Here is a 14,892-nt window from a genome sequence, read left to right on the forward strand (position 1 = left end):
CCCGCGCGCGCGCAGGATGCGTGCGTGCCCCCCGCCCGCGCCCGCATGCCGCTCCCCGATCGCCTCCGCCGTTGGTTCGCGCCCGCGCCCGATTCCGCCCTCGCGCAGACCCTGCGCCGCGGCAAGTCGGGCTGGAGCGAGGCGGTGCACCTGCTGTGGTCGGCCTGGATCTTCCTGACCCCGCTGTTCGGCGGCGGCTTCGGCCTGCGCTGGGTGCTGCTGACCGCGCTGTCCTATCCGCTGTTCCTGCTGCTCTACCTGCGCGCGCTGGTCGCGCCGGCGCGGCGGCTGCAGCCGGCGGCGCTGGGCATGGTCGCGCTCGGGCTGGGGCTGCTGCCGTGGTATCCCTCGGCGGTGACCTACTTCGTGTTCGGCGGGGTGATGCTGCAGGTCGGCTGCCGGCGCACGGCGCTGCTGCCCTACCTCGCGCAGGTCGCGGTGCTCGGCCTGCTCTACCTCGGCGTGGCCTGGTGGGCCGGCTATCCGTGGCAGATGTGGGTGTGGGTGCCGGTGATGACCCTGATCATCGGCATCATCGTGCACGTCGAGGACGCCGCCCAGCAGCGCGAGGACATGCTGCGCCTGTCGCAGGAGGAAGTGCGGCGGCTGGCCGCCAGCGCCGAGCGCGAGCGCATCGGGCGCGACCTGCACGACCTGCTCGGGCACACCCTGTCGCTGATCGCGCTCAAGCTGGAGCTGGCGCGCAAGCTGGGCGCGCGTGATCCGGCCGCGGCCGCCGCGCACGTGGCCGAGGCCGAACGGGTCGCGCGCCAGGCGCTGGCGGAAGTGCGCAGCGCGGTCAGTGGCATCCGCGCCGCCGACCTCGCGGCCGAGCTGGCGGCCGCGCGCCTGCTGCTGGAGTCGGCCGGGGTGGCGTTCGCCGCGCCGCCGCTCCCGCAGGCCCTGCCGCCGGCGCTGCAGGCGCCGCTGGCGCTGGTGCTGCGCGAGGCGGCGACCAACATCGCCCGGCATGCGCGCGCCCGCGCGGTGCGGGTGGCGCTGCGGCGCGAGGACGGCGGCATTGTGCTGGAGATCGCCGACGACGGCCGCGGCGGTGTGCGCACCGAGGGCAACGGCCTGGCCGGGATGCGCGAGCGCGTGGCGGCCCTCGGCGGGCGGCTGGCGTTGGTCTCCCCGCCCGGCGCCGGGACCCGGCTGCGGGTCTGGCTGCCGTGGCCGGAGGACAGGCCGGCCGCTGCGACGCCGGACGGCGTGCCCGCCGCCGTCGCGCCGGAGCAGCCGGCATGATCCGGATCGTGCTGGCCGAGGACCAGGCCATGCTGCGCGGCGCGCTGGCGGCGCTGCTGGGGTTGGAGTCGGATCTCCAGGTGGTGGCCGCGGTGGGTGACGGCGAGGCGGCCTGGCGCGAACTACAGCGGCATCGCCCCGACCTGTTGCTGACTGACATCGAGATGCCCGGCCTGACCGGGCTGGAACTGGCGCAGCGGATCGCCCGCCACGAGCTGCCGGTGCAGGTGGTGGTGGTCACCACCTTCGCCCGCGCCGGCTACCTGCGGCGCGCGCTGGAGGCCGGCGTGCGCGGCTACCTGCTGAAGGACGCCCCGGCCGAGCAGCTGGCGCAGGCCCTGCGCAACGTCCACCGCGGCGGCCGCGCGATCGACCCGCAGCTGGCGCTGGAGGCCTGGGGCGAGGCCGATCCGCTCAGCGACCGCGAGCGCCAGGCCCTGCGCCTGGCCGGCGAGGGCCTGTCCGCGGGCGAGATCGCGCAGCGCCTGAACCTCTCGCACGGCACCGTGCGCAACTACCTGTCCGAGGCGATCGGCAAGCTCGGCGTCGGCAACCGCATCGAGGCCTACCGCCTCGCGCGCCAGAAGGGCTGGCTGTAGCGCGCGATCACCCCGCCGCGCGCGCCTTCAGCAGCGTGTAGGCGGCGCGCAGGCTGATTTTTCTGGTCTATCCTGGCATTTGCCGATGCTTCACCAGCCGGGTGAATGACTCCACATCCATGAGCCAGGCCTGCTGTGCCGCCGTGTAGGTCGGGTGCAGGCTCTTGGGCAGCACAAGCTGAACCCGTTCAGCCTTCATCTCGTCCGTCTGGTTCTCGCTGATGCTGGGTTCAAGTGTCAGGAGGTGCTTGTCAGGAATGCGGGCGGCTTCGTTGAGGATTTGCCGCCACCTGTCCTTGCAGGTCGATTTCGATGCCAGCATCGTCAGCCTTGCCTGTGGGAAGGCCGCATTGTGGTATTGGCTGATGCCCGGAAAGATGAAGTCAGGTTTCAGGTTGTTTTCGGTGACGCCGGTTCGCGTGTAGGTCACGCCGTGATCGGTGAACACCTGTTCAAGATGGTTTTCCAGCGCCGAGCCGGCCCGTGATTTCCTGCGTTGCAGGGCGCTTTGAACCAGCTTGATAAAGGGTTCCGTGTCCTCGGTGCCGGACTGCGTGAGGCTGCGCAGCTTCTCGCCGAGCAGGTGCTTTTCGAGCGTGCGGAACAGGATTTCTTCCCGTTCCATCCATGCGACCAGCGCAGCATCCGGGTCGTCACGGCTGGAAAGATCGCGGATCGTGCTTCTGGCATAGGCCGAGAACTCGACGGTCTTCGGGAATCTGCCATCAAACCTTGCCAGCATGTCGTCCAGATAGTTCGGCGCTTCCTCTTCCGGTTCGATGCCGATCTGTTCGAGGATCACCCTTGCCGCAAAGCCGATCCTGTCCTGTTCCGTTTCCAGCTCCGACTTGACGGAGAATCCGGGATGCGTGAGATCGGAAAATCCGAACAGCCACATGAGCTGCCGCTCGATGGTCGTGTCCTTCTCGGCCACGATGGCGAGCAGGTCGCCATCGGCCCGCCTTGCAATCACCAGCAGGTCGCCTTCCGCCGCGCACTGCGAGACAAGATTGGTCGGGAAATACAGTCGGTATTCCCAGCGCATGACACCGCGTTCTTCCCTTGCCTTCTGGCGGGCGTCATACCACGTCAGGAATCCGTCCTCGATGACCGGTTCATCGTCCTGGTCGGAGAGATAGAGAAACCTTGCTGCGAAGCGAACCTTCCCGGAAGGCTCACCAAGGATCGAGCGAAGCGATTCCACGCCGTTGAATTCGTGCTGGTTCGACCGGATGACATCGGCCTCGACGGCGCTCAGGCGCTTGAGCGCGACACCCTCGAAATACTGCGACAGATAACCCTGTTTCATTTCCTGATCCCTGTTTCCGGTTCATTGCCACGCAGCCACACCGCAAGGCGCTGCGCTACCTGGCCGGGATCGGTTCCTGCCCCACGAAGGGCACATTCCCAGACCACGGCAACACGCCAGCCGGCCGCAAGGAGCGCATCCCGTGCCCTGCGGTCGCTGGCCCGGTTGCGGTCGATCTTGTTCCGCCAGAAATCAGGCCGGGTGCCTGGAAGCCGGTAGAGCGGGCAGTCGTGACCGTGCCAGAAACAGCCATGCACGAAGATGGCAGCGCGGTATTTTGGCAGCACGATATCAGGCTTTCCGGGCAGTTCCCGGACGTGAAGGCGGAACCGGAAGCCTTCGCGGTGCAGCAGGCTCCGCACGAGGATTTCCGGCTTCGTGTTCCGCCCCCGGATGCCGGACATGATCCGGCTTCGGGTTGCGGCATCCACCACGTCCGCCACGGGATTCAGGCAAATGCCAGTGGCGGCTGGACGACGCCGGCCTGCTCCTGTTCGATCAGGGTTTCGACATGCGGAACCATGATGCGGGCCACCTCGCGCATGACCGGCATTACCACGCTGTTCCCGAACTGGCGGTAGGCCTGCGTGTCGCTGACGGGAATGCGGAACGTATCAGGGAATCCCATGAGGCGTGCGCATTCGCGCGGGGTCAGGCGGCGCGGCCGCTTGCGGCTGCCCTGCGAGACGAGGATTTCCGAGCCATCCTTGTAATACCGGGCTGAAAGCGTGCGGGCCACGCTGTCCGGTGTGACCAGCCCGAAGCCGAAGCCGTTGCCGGCGGCACGGTGCTTTTCCGCATAGGCCTGGAGATAGGCCCACAGCTTGGGCGTGAGGGTGTATTTGGGCTGGACAGTCTGCCGGTCGTGATCGAAGTACCGGTCGCCATCCCACGGCAGCACGGGTTCGGTGCCGTCCGTCCGGTGCAGGATCGAGGAAAGACGCGGCCCCTCGGACGGCAGTTGCAGATCGTCCCATGAAAAGCCGGTTTTCTCGCGGAAGCCAACGATGATGATCCGTTCGCGGTGCTGTGGGGTGAAGTGCTGGCCGTCGATGATCCGGTGGTGCACGTCATAGCCCAGCTCGTCGCGCAGGGTTTGCAGGATGACGCGGAACGTGTTGCCCCGGTCGTGTGAAAGCAGGTTCTTGACGTTCTCCAGCAGGAATGCCTTGGGGCGCTTGGCGGCGATGATCCGCGCCACGTCAAAGAACAGCGTTCCTTGTGTTGTGCATTCAAAGCCATGGGGTCTCCCCAGCGCATTTTTTTTGCTCACACCAGCAATGCTGAATGGCTGGCATGGGAAACCCGCAAGCAGCACGTCATGATCCGGAACATCTTCAGCGTCAACCTTGGTGATATCACCAGTGATGTGGTGAGCCGCGACTGGAAAATTTTCTAGGTAGGTTCTTTGGGCGTAAGGGTTCCATTCGCTCGTAAATACGCATCTTCCGCCAGCCGCTTCAAATCCGAGCCGGATTCCACCGATTCCGGCAAAAAGATCAATGATCCTTATTCCGGAGAACTCTTCACGGGGAGATCTCAGCGGAAGCAGTCTCTGACGTATGGCATCCACGGCGTATGCCGGCGGCTTGGTCTCTCCTACCTGCCAGCGTCGTAAGGTGCGGGTGGTAATGCCGAGAATTTCGGCAAGTTCACTCAGTGAGTACCGTCCCCGTAAAGTGCCAAGTATGCTCTGGATGTCATGCATTGGAGTAATGGGGGGGTAGGGGAAAAGGTCAGGACAGTATGTCCTATTTGCGTCTCACAAGAAGAGACGGAGGGCGGATGTTTTCACCCCGCCGCGCGCGCCTTCAGCAGTGCGTAGGCGGCGCGCAAACCCTGCGCTTCGCCGCCGGCCGGCTTGCCGGGGCGGTCGCCGTCGTTCCACGCGTACACGTCCACGTGGCCCCAGCGCACGCCGTCTGCGACGAAGCGCTCCAGGTACAGCGCGGCGGTGACGCTGCCGGCCATCGTGGTGTTGCTGCTGTTGGCCAGATCGGCGATGCCGCTGGCGAGGTAGCGCAGGTACGGCCGCCACAGCGGCATCCGCCACAGCGGGTCGCGCACCTGCTGGCCGGCGGCCAGCCAGTCCTGCGCCAGCGCCTCGTCGTTGGCGTACAGCGCGGGCAGGTCCGGGCCCAACGCGACGCGCGCGGCGCCGGTGAGGGTGGCGAAGTCCAGCAGCAGGTCGGGCGCCAGTTCGCAGGCGCGGGTCAGCGCGTCGCCCAGCACCAGCCGGCCCTCGGCATCGGTGTTGTCGATCTCCACGCTCACGCCCTTGCGGGTGGCGATGACCTCGCCCGGACGCAGCGCGTTCGGGCCGACGGCATTCTCCACCGCCGGGATGAGCAGGGTCAGACGCAGCGGCAGCCGGCGCGCCATCACCAGCCCGGCCAGCGCCAGCGCGTGCGCGGCGCCGCCCATGTCCTTCTTCATGTGGCGCATGCCGGCGGCGGGCTTGAGGTCCAGCCCGCCGGTGTCGAAGCACACGCCCTTGCCGCAGATCGCCACGTGCGGATGCGCCGCCTCGCCCCAGGTGAGTTCGATCAGGCGCGGCGCCCGGTGCGAGGCGCGGCCGACCGCGTGGATCGCCGGGTAGTTCTGCGCCAGCAGCGCGTCGCCGGCGACCACCGCGACCGCCGCGCCGTGCGCCTGCGCGAGTTCGCGCACGGCCGCTTCCAGGTCGTCCGGGCCCATGTGCTCGGTGGGCGTGTTGACCAGGTCGCGCACGCGCACGCAGGCGGCCAGCAGGTCGAAGGTCTCGGCGTCGAAGTGCTCCGCGGCCAGCCGCGCGGCGGGTGCCGGTGGCGCCTTGTAGCGGGCGAAGCGGTACAGGCCCAGGCCCCAGCCCAGCTGCAGCGCGCGGCGCGCGCCGCCGTCCAGGTCGGAGGCGATGCGCCAGTCGCCGCCGGGCAGCGCGCGCGGCGCGTGCGCCCAGGCGAATGGGTCGTGCAGGTCGTCCACGCCCAGCACCGCGCCGGCCACGCGGCCGTCGCCGTCGGCCCAGCTGCAGGCGCTGCCGGCGGCCCCGTCGAAACGCTGCGCCGCCAGCCACGCTTGCACCGGCGCCGGCTGCGCCTGGCACCAGGCGGGGAAGTCGGCGTGGCGCACCGCGTGCAGCGGCCGCGCGTGGGCGGTGTCGTGGGTGAAGCCGGGGGGCAGGCTCATGCGGCGTCCTCGAAGCGGGCGCCCGCGTCCAGCCAGTCGGCCAGCGCGGTCAGGGTGGTGACGCGAAGGTCGGCGCGGGGCAGGCCGTCCGGCCAGGCGTGGTCGCCGCGGTCGATCCAGCAGGTGCGCAGCCCGGCGCGCGCGGCGCCGGCCACGTCCATCTGCGGGTGGTCGCCGACGTGCAGGACTTCGCCGGGTGCGCACTGCAGCCGTCGGCAGGCCTCCAGGAACAGGCCGGGGTCGGGCTTGGGCGCGCCGTATTCGCGCGCGCCGAGCTGGAAGCGGAACAGCCCGGCGATGCCGATCACCGCCAGGTCCGCATTGCCGTTGGTGAGCGCGGCGATCGGCCAGCGCGCGGCGATCCGGTGCAGGCCGTCCTGCGCGTCGGGATAGAACTCCACCCGGTTGCGCTCGCGGAAGAAGATCGCGTAGGCGGCGCTGGCCAGCGCCGGGTCGTCGCCGCTTTCGCGCAGCGCGCGCTCGATCGTCAGCCGCCGCAGCAGGCCGAGGTCGTGCGCGTGCTCGGGGAACTCCGCGAACACCCGCTCGCGCAGGGCGCGCATCTCGGCGATCGGGAAGCGTTCGGCGGTGCGCGGGCTGTGCGCGACGAACCAGGCGTGCAGGGCGTTCTCGATGCGCGCCCCGATCGGGGCGAACGGCCACAGGGTGTCGTCGAGGTCGAAGGTGATGGCGCGCAGGGGGGGATTCACCGGGGCATTGTAGGCCGTCGCCGGCACCTTCATTCCAGCAGCCGGGCCCAGCCCTGCAGGCCGTCGATCCGCGCCAGCACCAGCTTCGTGCAGACCAGCAGCGGCACCGCCAGCAGCAGCCCGATCACGCCCCACAGGCCGCCGAACACCATCAGCGCGAGGATCAGCACCAGCGGCGAGAGCGCCATCGTGCGCCCCAGCACCACCGGGGTCACCAGCTGCCCTTCCAGCAGGTGCAGGCCGAGGTAGAGTCCGGCCGGCGCCAGCACCTGCAGCGGCTCGCGGAAGCTGACCACGCCCATCGCCAGCAGCGCCAGCACCCCCAGCAGCGGGCCGAGGTAGGGCGCGAAGTTCAGCAGCATGGCCAGGGTGCCCCACAGCAGGGCCTCGTCCAGGGCGATCCCGAGCAGCAGGTGCAGGCCGGCCGCCAGCAGCAGGCCGAGCGCGGCGTTGATCAGGCTGATGGTGAGCACGTAGCGGCTGATCTCGCGTTCGATCGCCTGCACGATCCCGACCGTGAGCTTCTGCTGCTGCGCGTCCGGCAGCAGCATCAGCGCGTGCCGCAGCAGGCGCTGGCCGTAGACCATGAAGAAGAAGGTGAGCAGGATGACCGCCAGCAGCGCGGCCAGCACGCGTGGGGTGGCGAACAGCGCGCGGTAGGGATCGCCGGCGTCGGCGCGTACCACGGTCGCCGGGCGGCCGGCGTCGCCGCCGGCGGCGCGTGCGATGTTCTCCGCGGCGCGCCCGGCCTCCTGCACCGGGCGGGTCAGCTTCTGCAGGCGCGGCGCCAGTTCGCGCAGTTCGCGCGGGGCCTCGCGGACCCAGGCGGTAGCGGGTTTCACCAGCTGCGCGGCCAGCAGCGCTGCCAGCGCCAGTCCCGCGCACAGCACCGCCAGCGCGGCCAGCGCGCGTGGCACGCGCAGCCGCTGTAGCAGGCGCAGGATCGGGTTGCCGACCAGTGCGAAGAACATCGCCAGCAGCACCGGCAGCACCACCGCCTGTGCCAGCCACAGGGTGTAGCCGAGCGCCAGCAGCATCAGCACCACCACGGCCAGCGGGGCGCGCGGGCGCGGCGTCCGCGGGACGGGTGGATGCCGCGGTGCCGGCGCAGGCGGCTCCGGATTGGAAGGGGTCATGCCGGCTCGGTCGGTTCGGTCGCCGGCGTGGATGGGCGCGGCGCGGTGGCGGCGCGCAGCGCGGCCAGCTGCGCCTCGGCGCCCGCGACCAGCCCGGACAGGGTGCCGAGCAGGCGCAGTGCACTGCTGGCGCGGCCGGCCCAGCGCACGGGCCGCGCCCGTCCCAGCGCGAGGCCGAGCACCAGCCCGGCCGCCACGATCCGCCCCGGCGTCCATGCGCGGCGCCAGCTGGCGAGCGCGCCCTGCCAGTGCGCGAGGGTCTGCTGCTGGAGCGCTTCGAACACGCGCTCGGCGCGCTGCACCCGTTGCAGCTGGCGCGTCAGACGCATCGCGGCGGCTCCGTCGTGGCGGGGGGCGGGGCGTCGCTGCCGCCGCCGTCGCCATCGCCATCGCCCAGGCCGAGCCGCGCCAGCTGGCGGCGGGTCGCGCTCAGGCGGGTGTGGCGCAGGTAGCGCAGGGTGCCCCAGGCCGCCAGCGCGGTCACGGCGAGGCTGAGGGCAGCGGCCACCAGCAGGGCCGCCAGCCAGGACAGCCCGGCCAGGCGCAGCGCGGCGACCAGCGCCGCCAGCAGCAGCAGCGAGCCGGACGCACCGAACGCGACCGCGACCGCGGCCAGCGCCAGCGCGCGCCCGAGCGCCGCGCGCGCCAAGGCGATGTCTGCCACGGCCAGGCGCCGCAGTGCGACGAGGGTGTCCAGGCTGCCGCGCAGGCCGGCGCCGCCGTCGGCGCGCAGCCGCGCCCACAGCGTGGCCAGCCCGTCGTCGCCGGGCGCGGCGTCGGCCGAGGCCGGGTCCTGCGCGCCGTCCTGCATCGGACTTACTTGTCGCTGCGGGCGAGCTTGGAAATGATGAAGCCAGCAGCGAACGCGATCCCGAACGCGGCCAGCGGGCGCTCGCGGATCAGCTCGGCGGCGCTGTCGAGCAGGTCGCGGCCCTTCTCCATCAGGGCGTCCACCTGCTCGCCGGCGGCCCCGCCGAGGTGCTCGGCGGCGGCCAGCCCGGCCAGCGCGCCGTCGGCCAGTTCCGCCTTGGCCTCGGCCTTGCCGAGCTTGAGTTCGTCGCCGGCGGCGGCGCCGGCGTGCTTGAGCGCGGCGCCCGCCGCGCTGGCGGCCTGCTTGAGGTGGCTGCCGGCTTCGCCGAGGTTGCTCTTGAGGGCATCGGTGTGGGTGCTCACGGGGGACTCCTCGCGGACAGGGAAATCAGGGCCATCATGCCGGTGCGGATGTGAGGCCGCCGTCATCGCGACGCGCTTCAGCGCATCAGCAGGTCGCCGGCGGCCTCGCCGCGCAGCACGCGCAGCACCAGCGGCTCGGGCGCGCGGGCGAGGCTGGCGCGGAAGCCGGGCAGGTCGCCGAAGCCGCCGCTGCTGGCGGCCACCACCACGTCCCCGGCGCGCAGGCCGTTGGCGGCGGCGCGGCTGCCGCGCGCGACCGCCTCCACCAGCACGCCCGACAGCCCCTGCCGGCGCAGCGTCTCCGGCAGCTCGGCGAAGCGCGCGCCGGCCAGGCGCGGATCCAGCTGCACGCCCTCCAGCTGGCGCGGTGCCTCGCGCAGGCCGGTGGTCAGGCGCAGCGCGCGGCCGTCGCGGCGTACGTCCAGGGTGATCCGCGCGTCCGGCGCCTGCAGGCCCTGGAAGTTGCGCAGCGCCTCGGCGCCGTCGATCGGCTGGCCGTTGGCGGCCACGATCACGTCGCCCACGCGCAGGCCGGCGGCGGCGGCCGGCGAGTCCGGGTACAGCCGGGTCACCACCGCGCCGCGCGCCTCGGCCAGCCCGAGCGCGCGCGCCAGGCGCGCATCCACGTCCTGGGTGTCGATGCCGAGCGTGCCGCGCCGGACCACGCCACCGGCCAGCAGCTGGTCCTTGATGCTGCGCGCGAGGTTGGACGGGATCGCAAAGCCCAGGCCGATGTTGCCGGCCATCGAGCCGCGCGGGTTGAAGCTGGCGGTGTTGATCCCGACCAGTTCGCCCTTGAGGTTGACCAGCGCGCCGCCGGAGTTGCCGGGGTTGATGCTGGCATCGGTCTGGATGAAGTTCTGGTAGCCGGCGCCGGGCAGGTTGTTGCGGCCGACCGCGGAGACGATCCCCGAGGTCACCGTCTGCCCCACGCCGAACGGATTGCCGATCGCCACCACGAAGTCGCCGATCTGCAGCTGGTCGCTGTCGGCCAGCGGGATTGCGGTCAGGCCCTGCGCCGGGATCCGCATCAGGGCAACGTCGGTGTCCGGGTCGGAGCCGAGGAACTCGGCCTTGACCGTGCGCCCGTCGGCCAGCTGCACCTGCACCGCGTCGGCGTTCTCGATCACGTGGTTGTTGGTCAGCACCAGCCCGCGCTGGGCGTCCACGATCACCCCGGAGCCGAGCGAGCGCGCGATGCGCTCCTCCGGGATGCCGAACATGCGCCGGAACAGCGGGTCGTCGCCGAACGGGGTGTTGACCCGCACCCGCTGCTCGGTGGTCACGCTGACCACCGCCGGCAGCACCCGCTTGAGCATCGGTGCCAGCGACGGCATCGGCGCGCCGTCGACCGCGTTCGGCAGCGCCCCGGCGACCGGCACGCTGGCGCTGGTGGCCGGCGGCGGCGTGGCCCGCGCCGGGCGCTCGAGCAGGGCGTTCAGGCCGGTCGCGGCGAAACCGCCGAACGCGGCGGCAGCGGTCAGGGCGAGCAGGGTCTTGGTCGCGGTCCGCATGGGCGGGCAAGGCTAGCAGTTGGAGTCGGCCGGCATTCAGTCTTGTGGCGGGTGCTGCAATCGCGGCTGAAGCGGCCGGTGGCCTCATCCGCGCCGCGCGCCGCGCCGCCCACCGCATTCAGTTCCACGCCCGAACCGCCGCGACGCCGTGGAACCCGCATTGCCGCGCGGGTGCCGCTGCGCGGCGCATTCGAGCGTTGACAGGGGGCGGCGGCGTGGCTAAGGTCACTCCCCGCGTTGCCACAACATCTTGTGGTCGATGCGAACAGCAAGCCCAAGCCTTGTGCTTTGCGGCAGCAAGGCCTGGATCGGTCGGCGTCCGTCGGGGAGCGGCGCAGGATGGTTGAGGCGGGCACACAGACAGACCGGCAGGCGGCGTGCCGCGGGCGCGCCGCGTCGGCGTCGGCGTGCCCCGGGGCGGTGCAGGGATAGGACGATGGCCGCGGCCCGCCTGCGCGGGCCGCTCGATCAGGAGCGAAGACACCACATGAGCACGGCGAGGCTGGAGGCGGTGATCGGCGAACACGGACAGGACATCCCGATGCAGCCGGCGTCGGTGGACATCTGGGACAAGAAGTACCGCTTGAAGACCAAGCAGGGGGTGCCGCTGGATGCCGACATCGACGGCACCTACCAGCGCGTCGCCAAGGCCCTGGCCGAGGCCGAGCCGACCGCGGAGCTGCAGCAGTACTGGCAGGAGCGGTTCCTGTGGGCGCTGCGCCGCGGGGCCATCCCGGCCGGGCGGATCACCTCCAACGCCGGCGCGCAGGAGCACAAGCCCGCGACCTCGACCATCAACTGCACCGTCTCCGGCACCATCGAGGATTCGATGGACGGCATCCTGCAGAAGGTGCACGAGGCCGGCCTGACCCTGAAGGCCGGCTGCGGCATCGGCTACGAGTTCTCCACCCTGCGCCCGCGCGGCGCGTTCGTCGCCGGCGCCGGCGCCTACACTTCCGGCCCGATGTCCTTCATGGACATCTACGACAAGATGTGCTTCACCGTGTCCTCCGCCGGCGGCCGCCGCGGCGCGCAGATGGGCACCTTCGACGTGTCGCACCCGGACGTGAAGGACTTCATCCGCGCCAAGCGCGAGGACGGCCGGCTGCGCCAGTTCAACCTGTCCCTGCTGATCACCGACGGCTTCATGCAGGCGGTGGAGCACGACGCCGACTGGCCGCTGGTGTTCCCGCTGACCGCGCAGGAGGCCGCCGAGCACGACCTCGCCGATCCCGCGCAGGTGGTCTGGCGCGAATGGCCGACCCACCGCAACTACATCGTGCGCGACGACGGCCTGGTGGCCTGCAAGGTGTACGGCCACATCCGCGCCCGCCACCTGTGGGACATGATCATGGTCTCGACGTACGACTACGCCGAGCCGGGCTTCATCCTGATCGACCGCGTCAACGAGATGAACAACAACTGGTGGTGCGAGACCATCCGCGCCACCAACCCCTGCGGCGAGCAGCCGCTGCCGCCGTACGGCGCCTGCCTGCTGGGCTCGGTCAACCTGACCAAGTTCGTGCGCGACCCCTTCACCCCCCAGGCCCGCTTCGACTGGGAGGAGTACCGCGAGGTGGTGCGGGTGTTCACCCGCATGCTCGACAACGTGGTCGAGGTCAACGGCCTGCCGCTGCCGCAGCAGCGCGCCGAGATCCTGCGCAAGCGCCGCCACGGCATGGGCTTCCTCGGGCTGGGCAGCGCCATGACCATGCTGCGCATGAAGTACGGCAGCCCGGAGTCGTGCGCGTTCACCGAGCAGGTCGCGCGCGAGATGGCGATCGCCGGCTGGGAGACCGGCTTGGCGCTGGCGCGCGAGAAGGGCCCGGCGCCGATCATGGACGAGGTGTTCACGGTCACCGCCGAGATGCTGCGCAAGCGCCCGGAGATGGCGCGCGACGGCTGGAAGGTCGGCCAGCAGATCCAGGGCAAGACCCTGCACGCGCGCTACAGCCGCTACATGCAGAAGATCGCGGAAGTCGCGCCCGAACTGGTGGACGAGCTGGCCGAGGTCGGCGCGCGCTTCACCCACCACAGCTCGATCGCGCCGACCGGCACCATCTCGCTGTCGCTGGCCAACAACGCCAGCAACGGCATCGAGCCCAGCTTCGCCCACCACTACAGCCGCAACGTGATCCGCGAGGGCAGGAAGACCAAGGAGAAGGTGGACGTGTTCTCCTTCGAGCTGTTGGCCTACCGCGCGCTGGTCAACCCGAAGGCGATGCCCTACGCCGAGGATCCGGCCGCCAAGCTTCCCGATTACTTCATCGCCGCCGACGACATCAGCCCGAAGGAACACGTGGACGTGCAGGCCGCGGCGCAGAAGTGGGTGGATTCCTCGATCTCCAAGACCGCCAACGTCCCCACCGACTACCCGTACGAGGACTTCAAGGACATCTACCGCTACGCCTACCAGCAGGGCTTGAAGGGCTGCACCACCTTCCGCTTCAACCCCGCGGCCTTCCAGGGCGTGCTGGTCAAGGAGAAGGACCTGGAGAACACCACCTACCGCTTCGAGCTGGAGGACGGCAGCGTGGTCGAGCTCAAGGGCAACGAGCAGGTCGAATACGACGGCGAGGTCCATACCGCGGCGAACCTGTTCGATGCCCTCAAGGAGGGCTATTACGGCAAGTTCTGAAGGCGCGCCGGCGCCGTCCGCGGAGGCCGGCCCCGGCGTGCTGCACGCCCGCCCTGCGCGGGTATAGGATCGCGCTGCGGTACCCACCAACCACGCCCGACGAGGAGGGCACATGAGCAACGGGAATGGAGTGGCGGCCACGATCTCCGATGCCGCCGAAAGCGTGAAGGACAAGGCCGCCGAACTCGGCGACGCCGTCACCAGCACCGCCAGCGAGGTGGTCAGCAAGGCCCGCCAGGTGGTGCAGCAGGCCGAGCAGAAGGTCAAGCGCCGGGTCGGCCAGGCCAAGAAGGCGGTCAAGAAGACCGTGGCCAAGGCCAAGAAGAAGCTCGCCTCCGCCAGCGCCGCCGCGCGCAAGGAAGCGGCCGGGCTGAAGCAGAAGGTCGCCGCCAAGAAGGCGGCGAAGAAGGCCGCCAAGAAGGCCGTCGCGAAGAAGGCGCCGGCCAACAAGGCGGCCGCCAAGAAAGCCCCGGCCAAGAAGGTCGCCAAGAAGGCGGTGAAGAAGGCCGCCGCCAAGAAGGTCGCCAAGAAGTCCGCGGCGAAGAAGGCGCCGGCCAAGAAGGCCGCCAAGAAGGCGGCGAAGAAGGCCGCCAAGAAGTAACCCTCCCCCGGCCCGGCCGATGCCGGGCCGGCGTTCCACCCCACCGCCAGCGCCAGACACCATGACCGTCAGGATCGACAAGAAGATCAAGGGCTACGCCGTCGTCACCCCGGAGGACAAGGCCAGGGCCGCCGCCCCGGCTGCGCCCGCGCCGTTGGCGCCGGCCAACGACGTCGTGCAGATGCACGAGCGCATCGAGCGCCCGGAGGTGCTGGTCGGCGCGACCTACAAGATCAAGTCGCCGCTGGTGGAGCACGCGATGTACGTGACCATCAACGACATCGTGCTCAACCCGGGCACCGAGCACGAGCAGCGGCGTCCGTTCGAGGTGTTCATCAACTGCAAGTCGATGGAGCACTTCCAGTGGATCGTGGCGCTGACCCGGATCCTGTCGGCGGTGTTCCGCAAGGGCGGCGACGTCACCTTCCTGGTCGAGGAGATGAAGGCGGTGTTCGACCCGCGCGGCGGCTACTTCAAGGCCGGCGGCGTGTACATGCCCTCGCTGGTCGCCGAGCTGGGCAGCATCATCGAAGAGCACCTGAAGTCGATCGGCCTGCTGCAGGCGCCGGAGCTGAGCGAGGCGCAGCGTGCGCTGATCGCCGAGAAGCGCGCGCAGGCCGCCGGGCAGGAAAAAAAAAGCCCTGACGCCGCCCGCGCCGAGGACATCGCGGTGACCGGCGAGGGCGCCGTGTTCCCGCCCTCCGCCACGCTATGCCACAAGTGCAGCACCAAGGCGGTGGTGATCATGGACGGCTGCGCGACCTGCCTGAACTGTGGCTACAGCAAGTGCGGGTGA

General features: G+C 70.4%; 15 protein-coding genes. 5 read left to right on the forward strand and 10 right to left on the reverse strand.

What is annotated here, in order from left to right; all coding sequences use genetic code 11:
• Positions 1–45: 45 nt before the first annotated feature.
• Both ML340_RS00420 and ML340_RS00425 read left to right on the forward strand, forming a co-directional pair.
• Positions 46–1,248 (forward strand): sensor histidine kinase, encoded by a 1,203-nt coding sequence (locus ML340_RS00420; RefSeq protein ID WP_240095529.1) that lies wholly within the window; start codon positions 46–48, stop codon positions 1,246–1,248.
• Positions 1,245–1,847, forward strand: a complete 603-nt coding sequence (locus tag ML340_RS00425) for a response regulator transcription factor (protein ID WP_240095531.1) — start codon at positions 1,245–1,247, stop codon at positions 1,845–1,847. The genes ML340_RS00420 and ML340_RS00425 overlap by 4 nt, the downstream gene beginning before the upstream one ends.
• 67 nt (positions 1,848–1,914) lie before the next feature.
• Here the strand turns inward: ML340_RS00425 and ML340_RS00430 are convergent, their stop codons facing one another.
• The 10 genes from ML340_RS00430 to ML340_RS00475 all read right to left on the reverse strand — a co-directional run bounded on the left by ML340_RS00430 (position 1,915) and on the right by ML340_RS00475 (position 10,857).
• A complete protein-coding gene (locus ML340_RS00430; protein WP_240095533.1) occupies positions 1,915–3,156 on the reverse strand; it encodes a type II restriction endonuclease in 1,242 nt (413 codons plus the stop codon).
• Positions 3,153–3,599 carry a very short patch repair endonuclease gene (locus ML340_RS00435; protein ID WP_338064397.1) on the reverse strand — a complete coding sequence of 149 codons (447 nt, stop codon included), beginning with the start codon at positions 3,597–3,599 and terminating at the stop codon, positions 3,153–3,155. The genes ML340_RS00430 and ML340_RS00435 overlap by 4 nt, the downstream gene beginning before the upstream one ends.
• A gap of 5 nt (positions 3,600–3,604) precedes the next feature.
• Positions 3,605–4,864, reverse strand: a complete 1,260-nt coding sequence (gene dcm, locus ML340_RS00440; RefSeq protein ID WP_275672545.1) for a DNA (cytosine-5-)-methyltransferase — start codon at positions 4,862–4,864, stop codon at positions 3,605–3,607.
• 83 nt (positions 4,865–4,947) lie between these two features.
• Positions 4,948–6,324 (reverse strand): leucyl aminopeptidase family protein, encoded by a 1,377-nt coding sequence (locus tag ML340_RS00445; RefSeq protein ID WP_240095535.1) that lies wholly within the window; start codon positions 6,322–6,324, stop codon positions 4,948–4,950.
• Complete coding sequence (locus ML340_RS00450) at positions 6,321–7,067, reverse strand: HAD family hydrolase (RefSeq protein WP_425608246.1); 747 nt, start codon at positions 7,065–7,067, stop codon at positions 6,321–6,323. The genes ML340_RS00445 and ML340_RS00450 overlap by 4 nt, the downstream gene beginning before the upstream one ends.
• The gene (locus tag ML340_RS00455; protein ID WP_240095539.1) at positions 7,064–8,170 is read right to left on the reverse strand and encodes an AI-2E family transporter; all 1,107 of its coding nucleotides are present in this window, start codon (positions 8,168–8,170) and stop codon (positions 7,064–7,066) included. The genes ML340_RS00450 and ML340_RS00455 overlap by 4 nt, the downstream gene beginning before the upstream one ends.
• Entirely contained in the window at positions 8,167–8,499 is a 333-nt protein-coding gene (locus tag ML340_RS00460) for a hypothetical protein (RefSeq protein ID WP_240095542.1), read from the reverse strand. The genes ML340_RS00455 and ML340_RS00460 overlap by 4 nt, the downstream gene beginning before the upstream one ends.
• The gene (locus tag ML340_RS00465; RefSeq protein WP_240095544.1) at positions 8,490–8,981 is read right to left on the reverse strand and encodes a phage holin family protein; all 492 of its coding nucleotides are present in this window, start codon (positions 8,979–8,981) and stop codon (positions 8,490–8,492) included. The genes ML340_RS00460 and ML340_RS00465 overlap by 10 nt, the downstream gene beginning before the upstream one ends.
• A gap of 5 nt (positions 8,982–8,986) precedes the next feature.
• Positions 8,987–9,343, reverse strand: coding sequence for a hypothetical protein (locus ML340_RS00470; protein ID WP_425608247.1), 357 nt, complete (start codon positions 9,341–9,343; stop codon positions 8,987–8,989).
• A 77-nt stretch (positions 9,344–9,420) separates the two neighbouring features.
• Positions 9,421–10,857: a trypsin-like peptidase domain-containing protein gene (locus ML340_RS00475; protein WP_240095547.1), complete on the reverse strand. Its 1,437-nt coding sequence runs from the start codon at positions 10,855–10,857 to the stop codon at positions 9,421–9,423.
• A gap of 487 nt (positions 10,858–11,344) precedes the next feature.
• Between ML340_RS00475 and ML340_RS00480 the strand changes: the two genes are divergently transcribed.
• From ML340_RS00480 to ML340_RS00490, 3 genes are all read left to right on the forward strand, one after another.
• Positions 11,345–13,495, forward strand: coding sequence for an adenosylcobalamin-dependent ribonucleoside-diphosphate reductase (locus tag ML340_RS00480; RefSeq protein ID WP_240095549.1), 2,151 nt, complete (start codon positions 11,345–11,347; stop codon positions 13,493–13,495).
• Between the two features lie 112 nt (positions 13,496–13,607).
• Complete coding sequence (locus ML340_RS00485; protein ID WP_240095551.1) at positions 13,608–14,096, forward strand: hypothetical protein; 489 nt, start codon at positions 13,608–13,610, stop codon at positions 14,094–14,096.
• Between the two features lie 61 nt (positions 14,097–14,157).
• Positions 14,158–14,892, forward strand: coding sequence for a TSCPD domain-containing protein (locus ML340_RS00490; protein WP_240095553.1), 735 nt, complete (start codon positions 14,158–14,160; stop codon positions 14,890–14,892).

The organism is Thermomonas flagellata, assembly GCF_022419185.1.
Lineage (GTDB): Bacteria > Pseudomonadota > Gammaproteobacteria > Xanthomonadales > Xanthomonadaceae > Thermomonas > Thermomonas flagellata.

What these genes read in the sequence shown, in the direction of transcription:
- ML340_RS00475 (WP_240095547.1), bottom strand. Translation starts at nt 10,857, where the DNA reads ATGCGGACCGCGACCAAGACCCTGCTCGCCCTGACCGCTGCCGCCGCG.
- ML340_RS00430 (WP_240095533.1), bottom strand. Translation starts at nt 3,156, where the DNA reads ATGAAACAGGGTTATCTGTCGCAGTATTTCGAGGGTGTCGCGCTCAAG.
- ML340_RS00465 (WP_240095544.1), bottom strand. Translation starts at nt 8,981, where the DNA reads ATGCAGGACGGCGCGCAGGACCCGGCCTCGGCCGACGCCGCGCCCGGC.
- ML340_RS00425 (WP_240095531.1), top strand. Translation starts at nt 1,245, where the DNA reads ATGATCCGGATCGTGCTGGCCGAGGACCAGGCCATGCTGCGCGGCGCG.
- ML340_RS00490 (WP_240095553.1), top strand. Translation starts at nt 14,158, where the DNA reads ATGACCGTCAGGATCGACAAGAAGATCAAGGGCTACGCCGTCGTCACC.
- ML340_RS00455 (WP_240095539.1), bottom strand. Translation starts at nt 8,170, where the DNA reads ATGACCCCTTCCAATCCGGAGCCGCCTGCGCCGGCACCGCGGCATCCA.
- ML340_RS00460 (WP_240095542.1), bottom strand. Translation starts at nt 8,499, where the DNA reads ATGCGTCTGACGCGCCAGCTGCAACGGGTGCAGCGCGCCGAGCGCGTG.
- ML340_RS00480 (WP_240095549.1), top strand. Translation starts at nt 11,345, where the DNA reads ATGAGCACGGCGAGGCTGGAGGCGGTGATCGGCGAACACGGACAGGAC.
- ML340_RS00485 (WP_240095551.1), top strand. Translation starts at nt 13,608, where the DNA reads ATGAGCAACGGGAATGGAGTGGCGGCCACGATCTCCGATGCCGCCGAA.
- ML340_RS00420 (WP_240095529.1), top strand. Translation starts at nt 46, where the DNA reads ATGCCGCTCCCCGATCGCCTCCGCCGTTGGTTCGCGCCCGCGCCCGAT.
- dcm (WP_275672545.1), bottom strand. Translation starts at nt 4,864, where the DNA reads ATGCATGACATCCAGAGCATACTTGGCACTTTACGGGGACGGTACTCA.
- ML340_RS00445 (WP_240095535.1), bottom strand. Translation starts at nt 6,324, where the DNA reads ATGAGCCTGCCCCCCGGCTTCACCCACGACACCGCCCACGCGCGGCCG.
- ML340_RS00450 (WP_425608246.1), bottom strand. Translation starts at nt 7,067, where the DNA reads ATGAAGGTGCCGGCGACGGCCTACAATGCCCCGGTGAATCCCCCCCTG.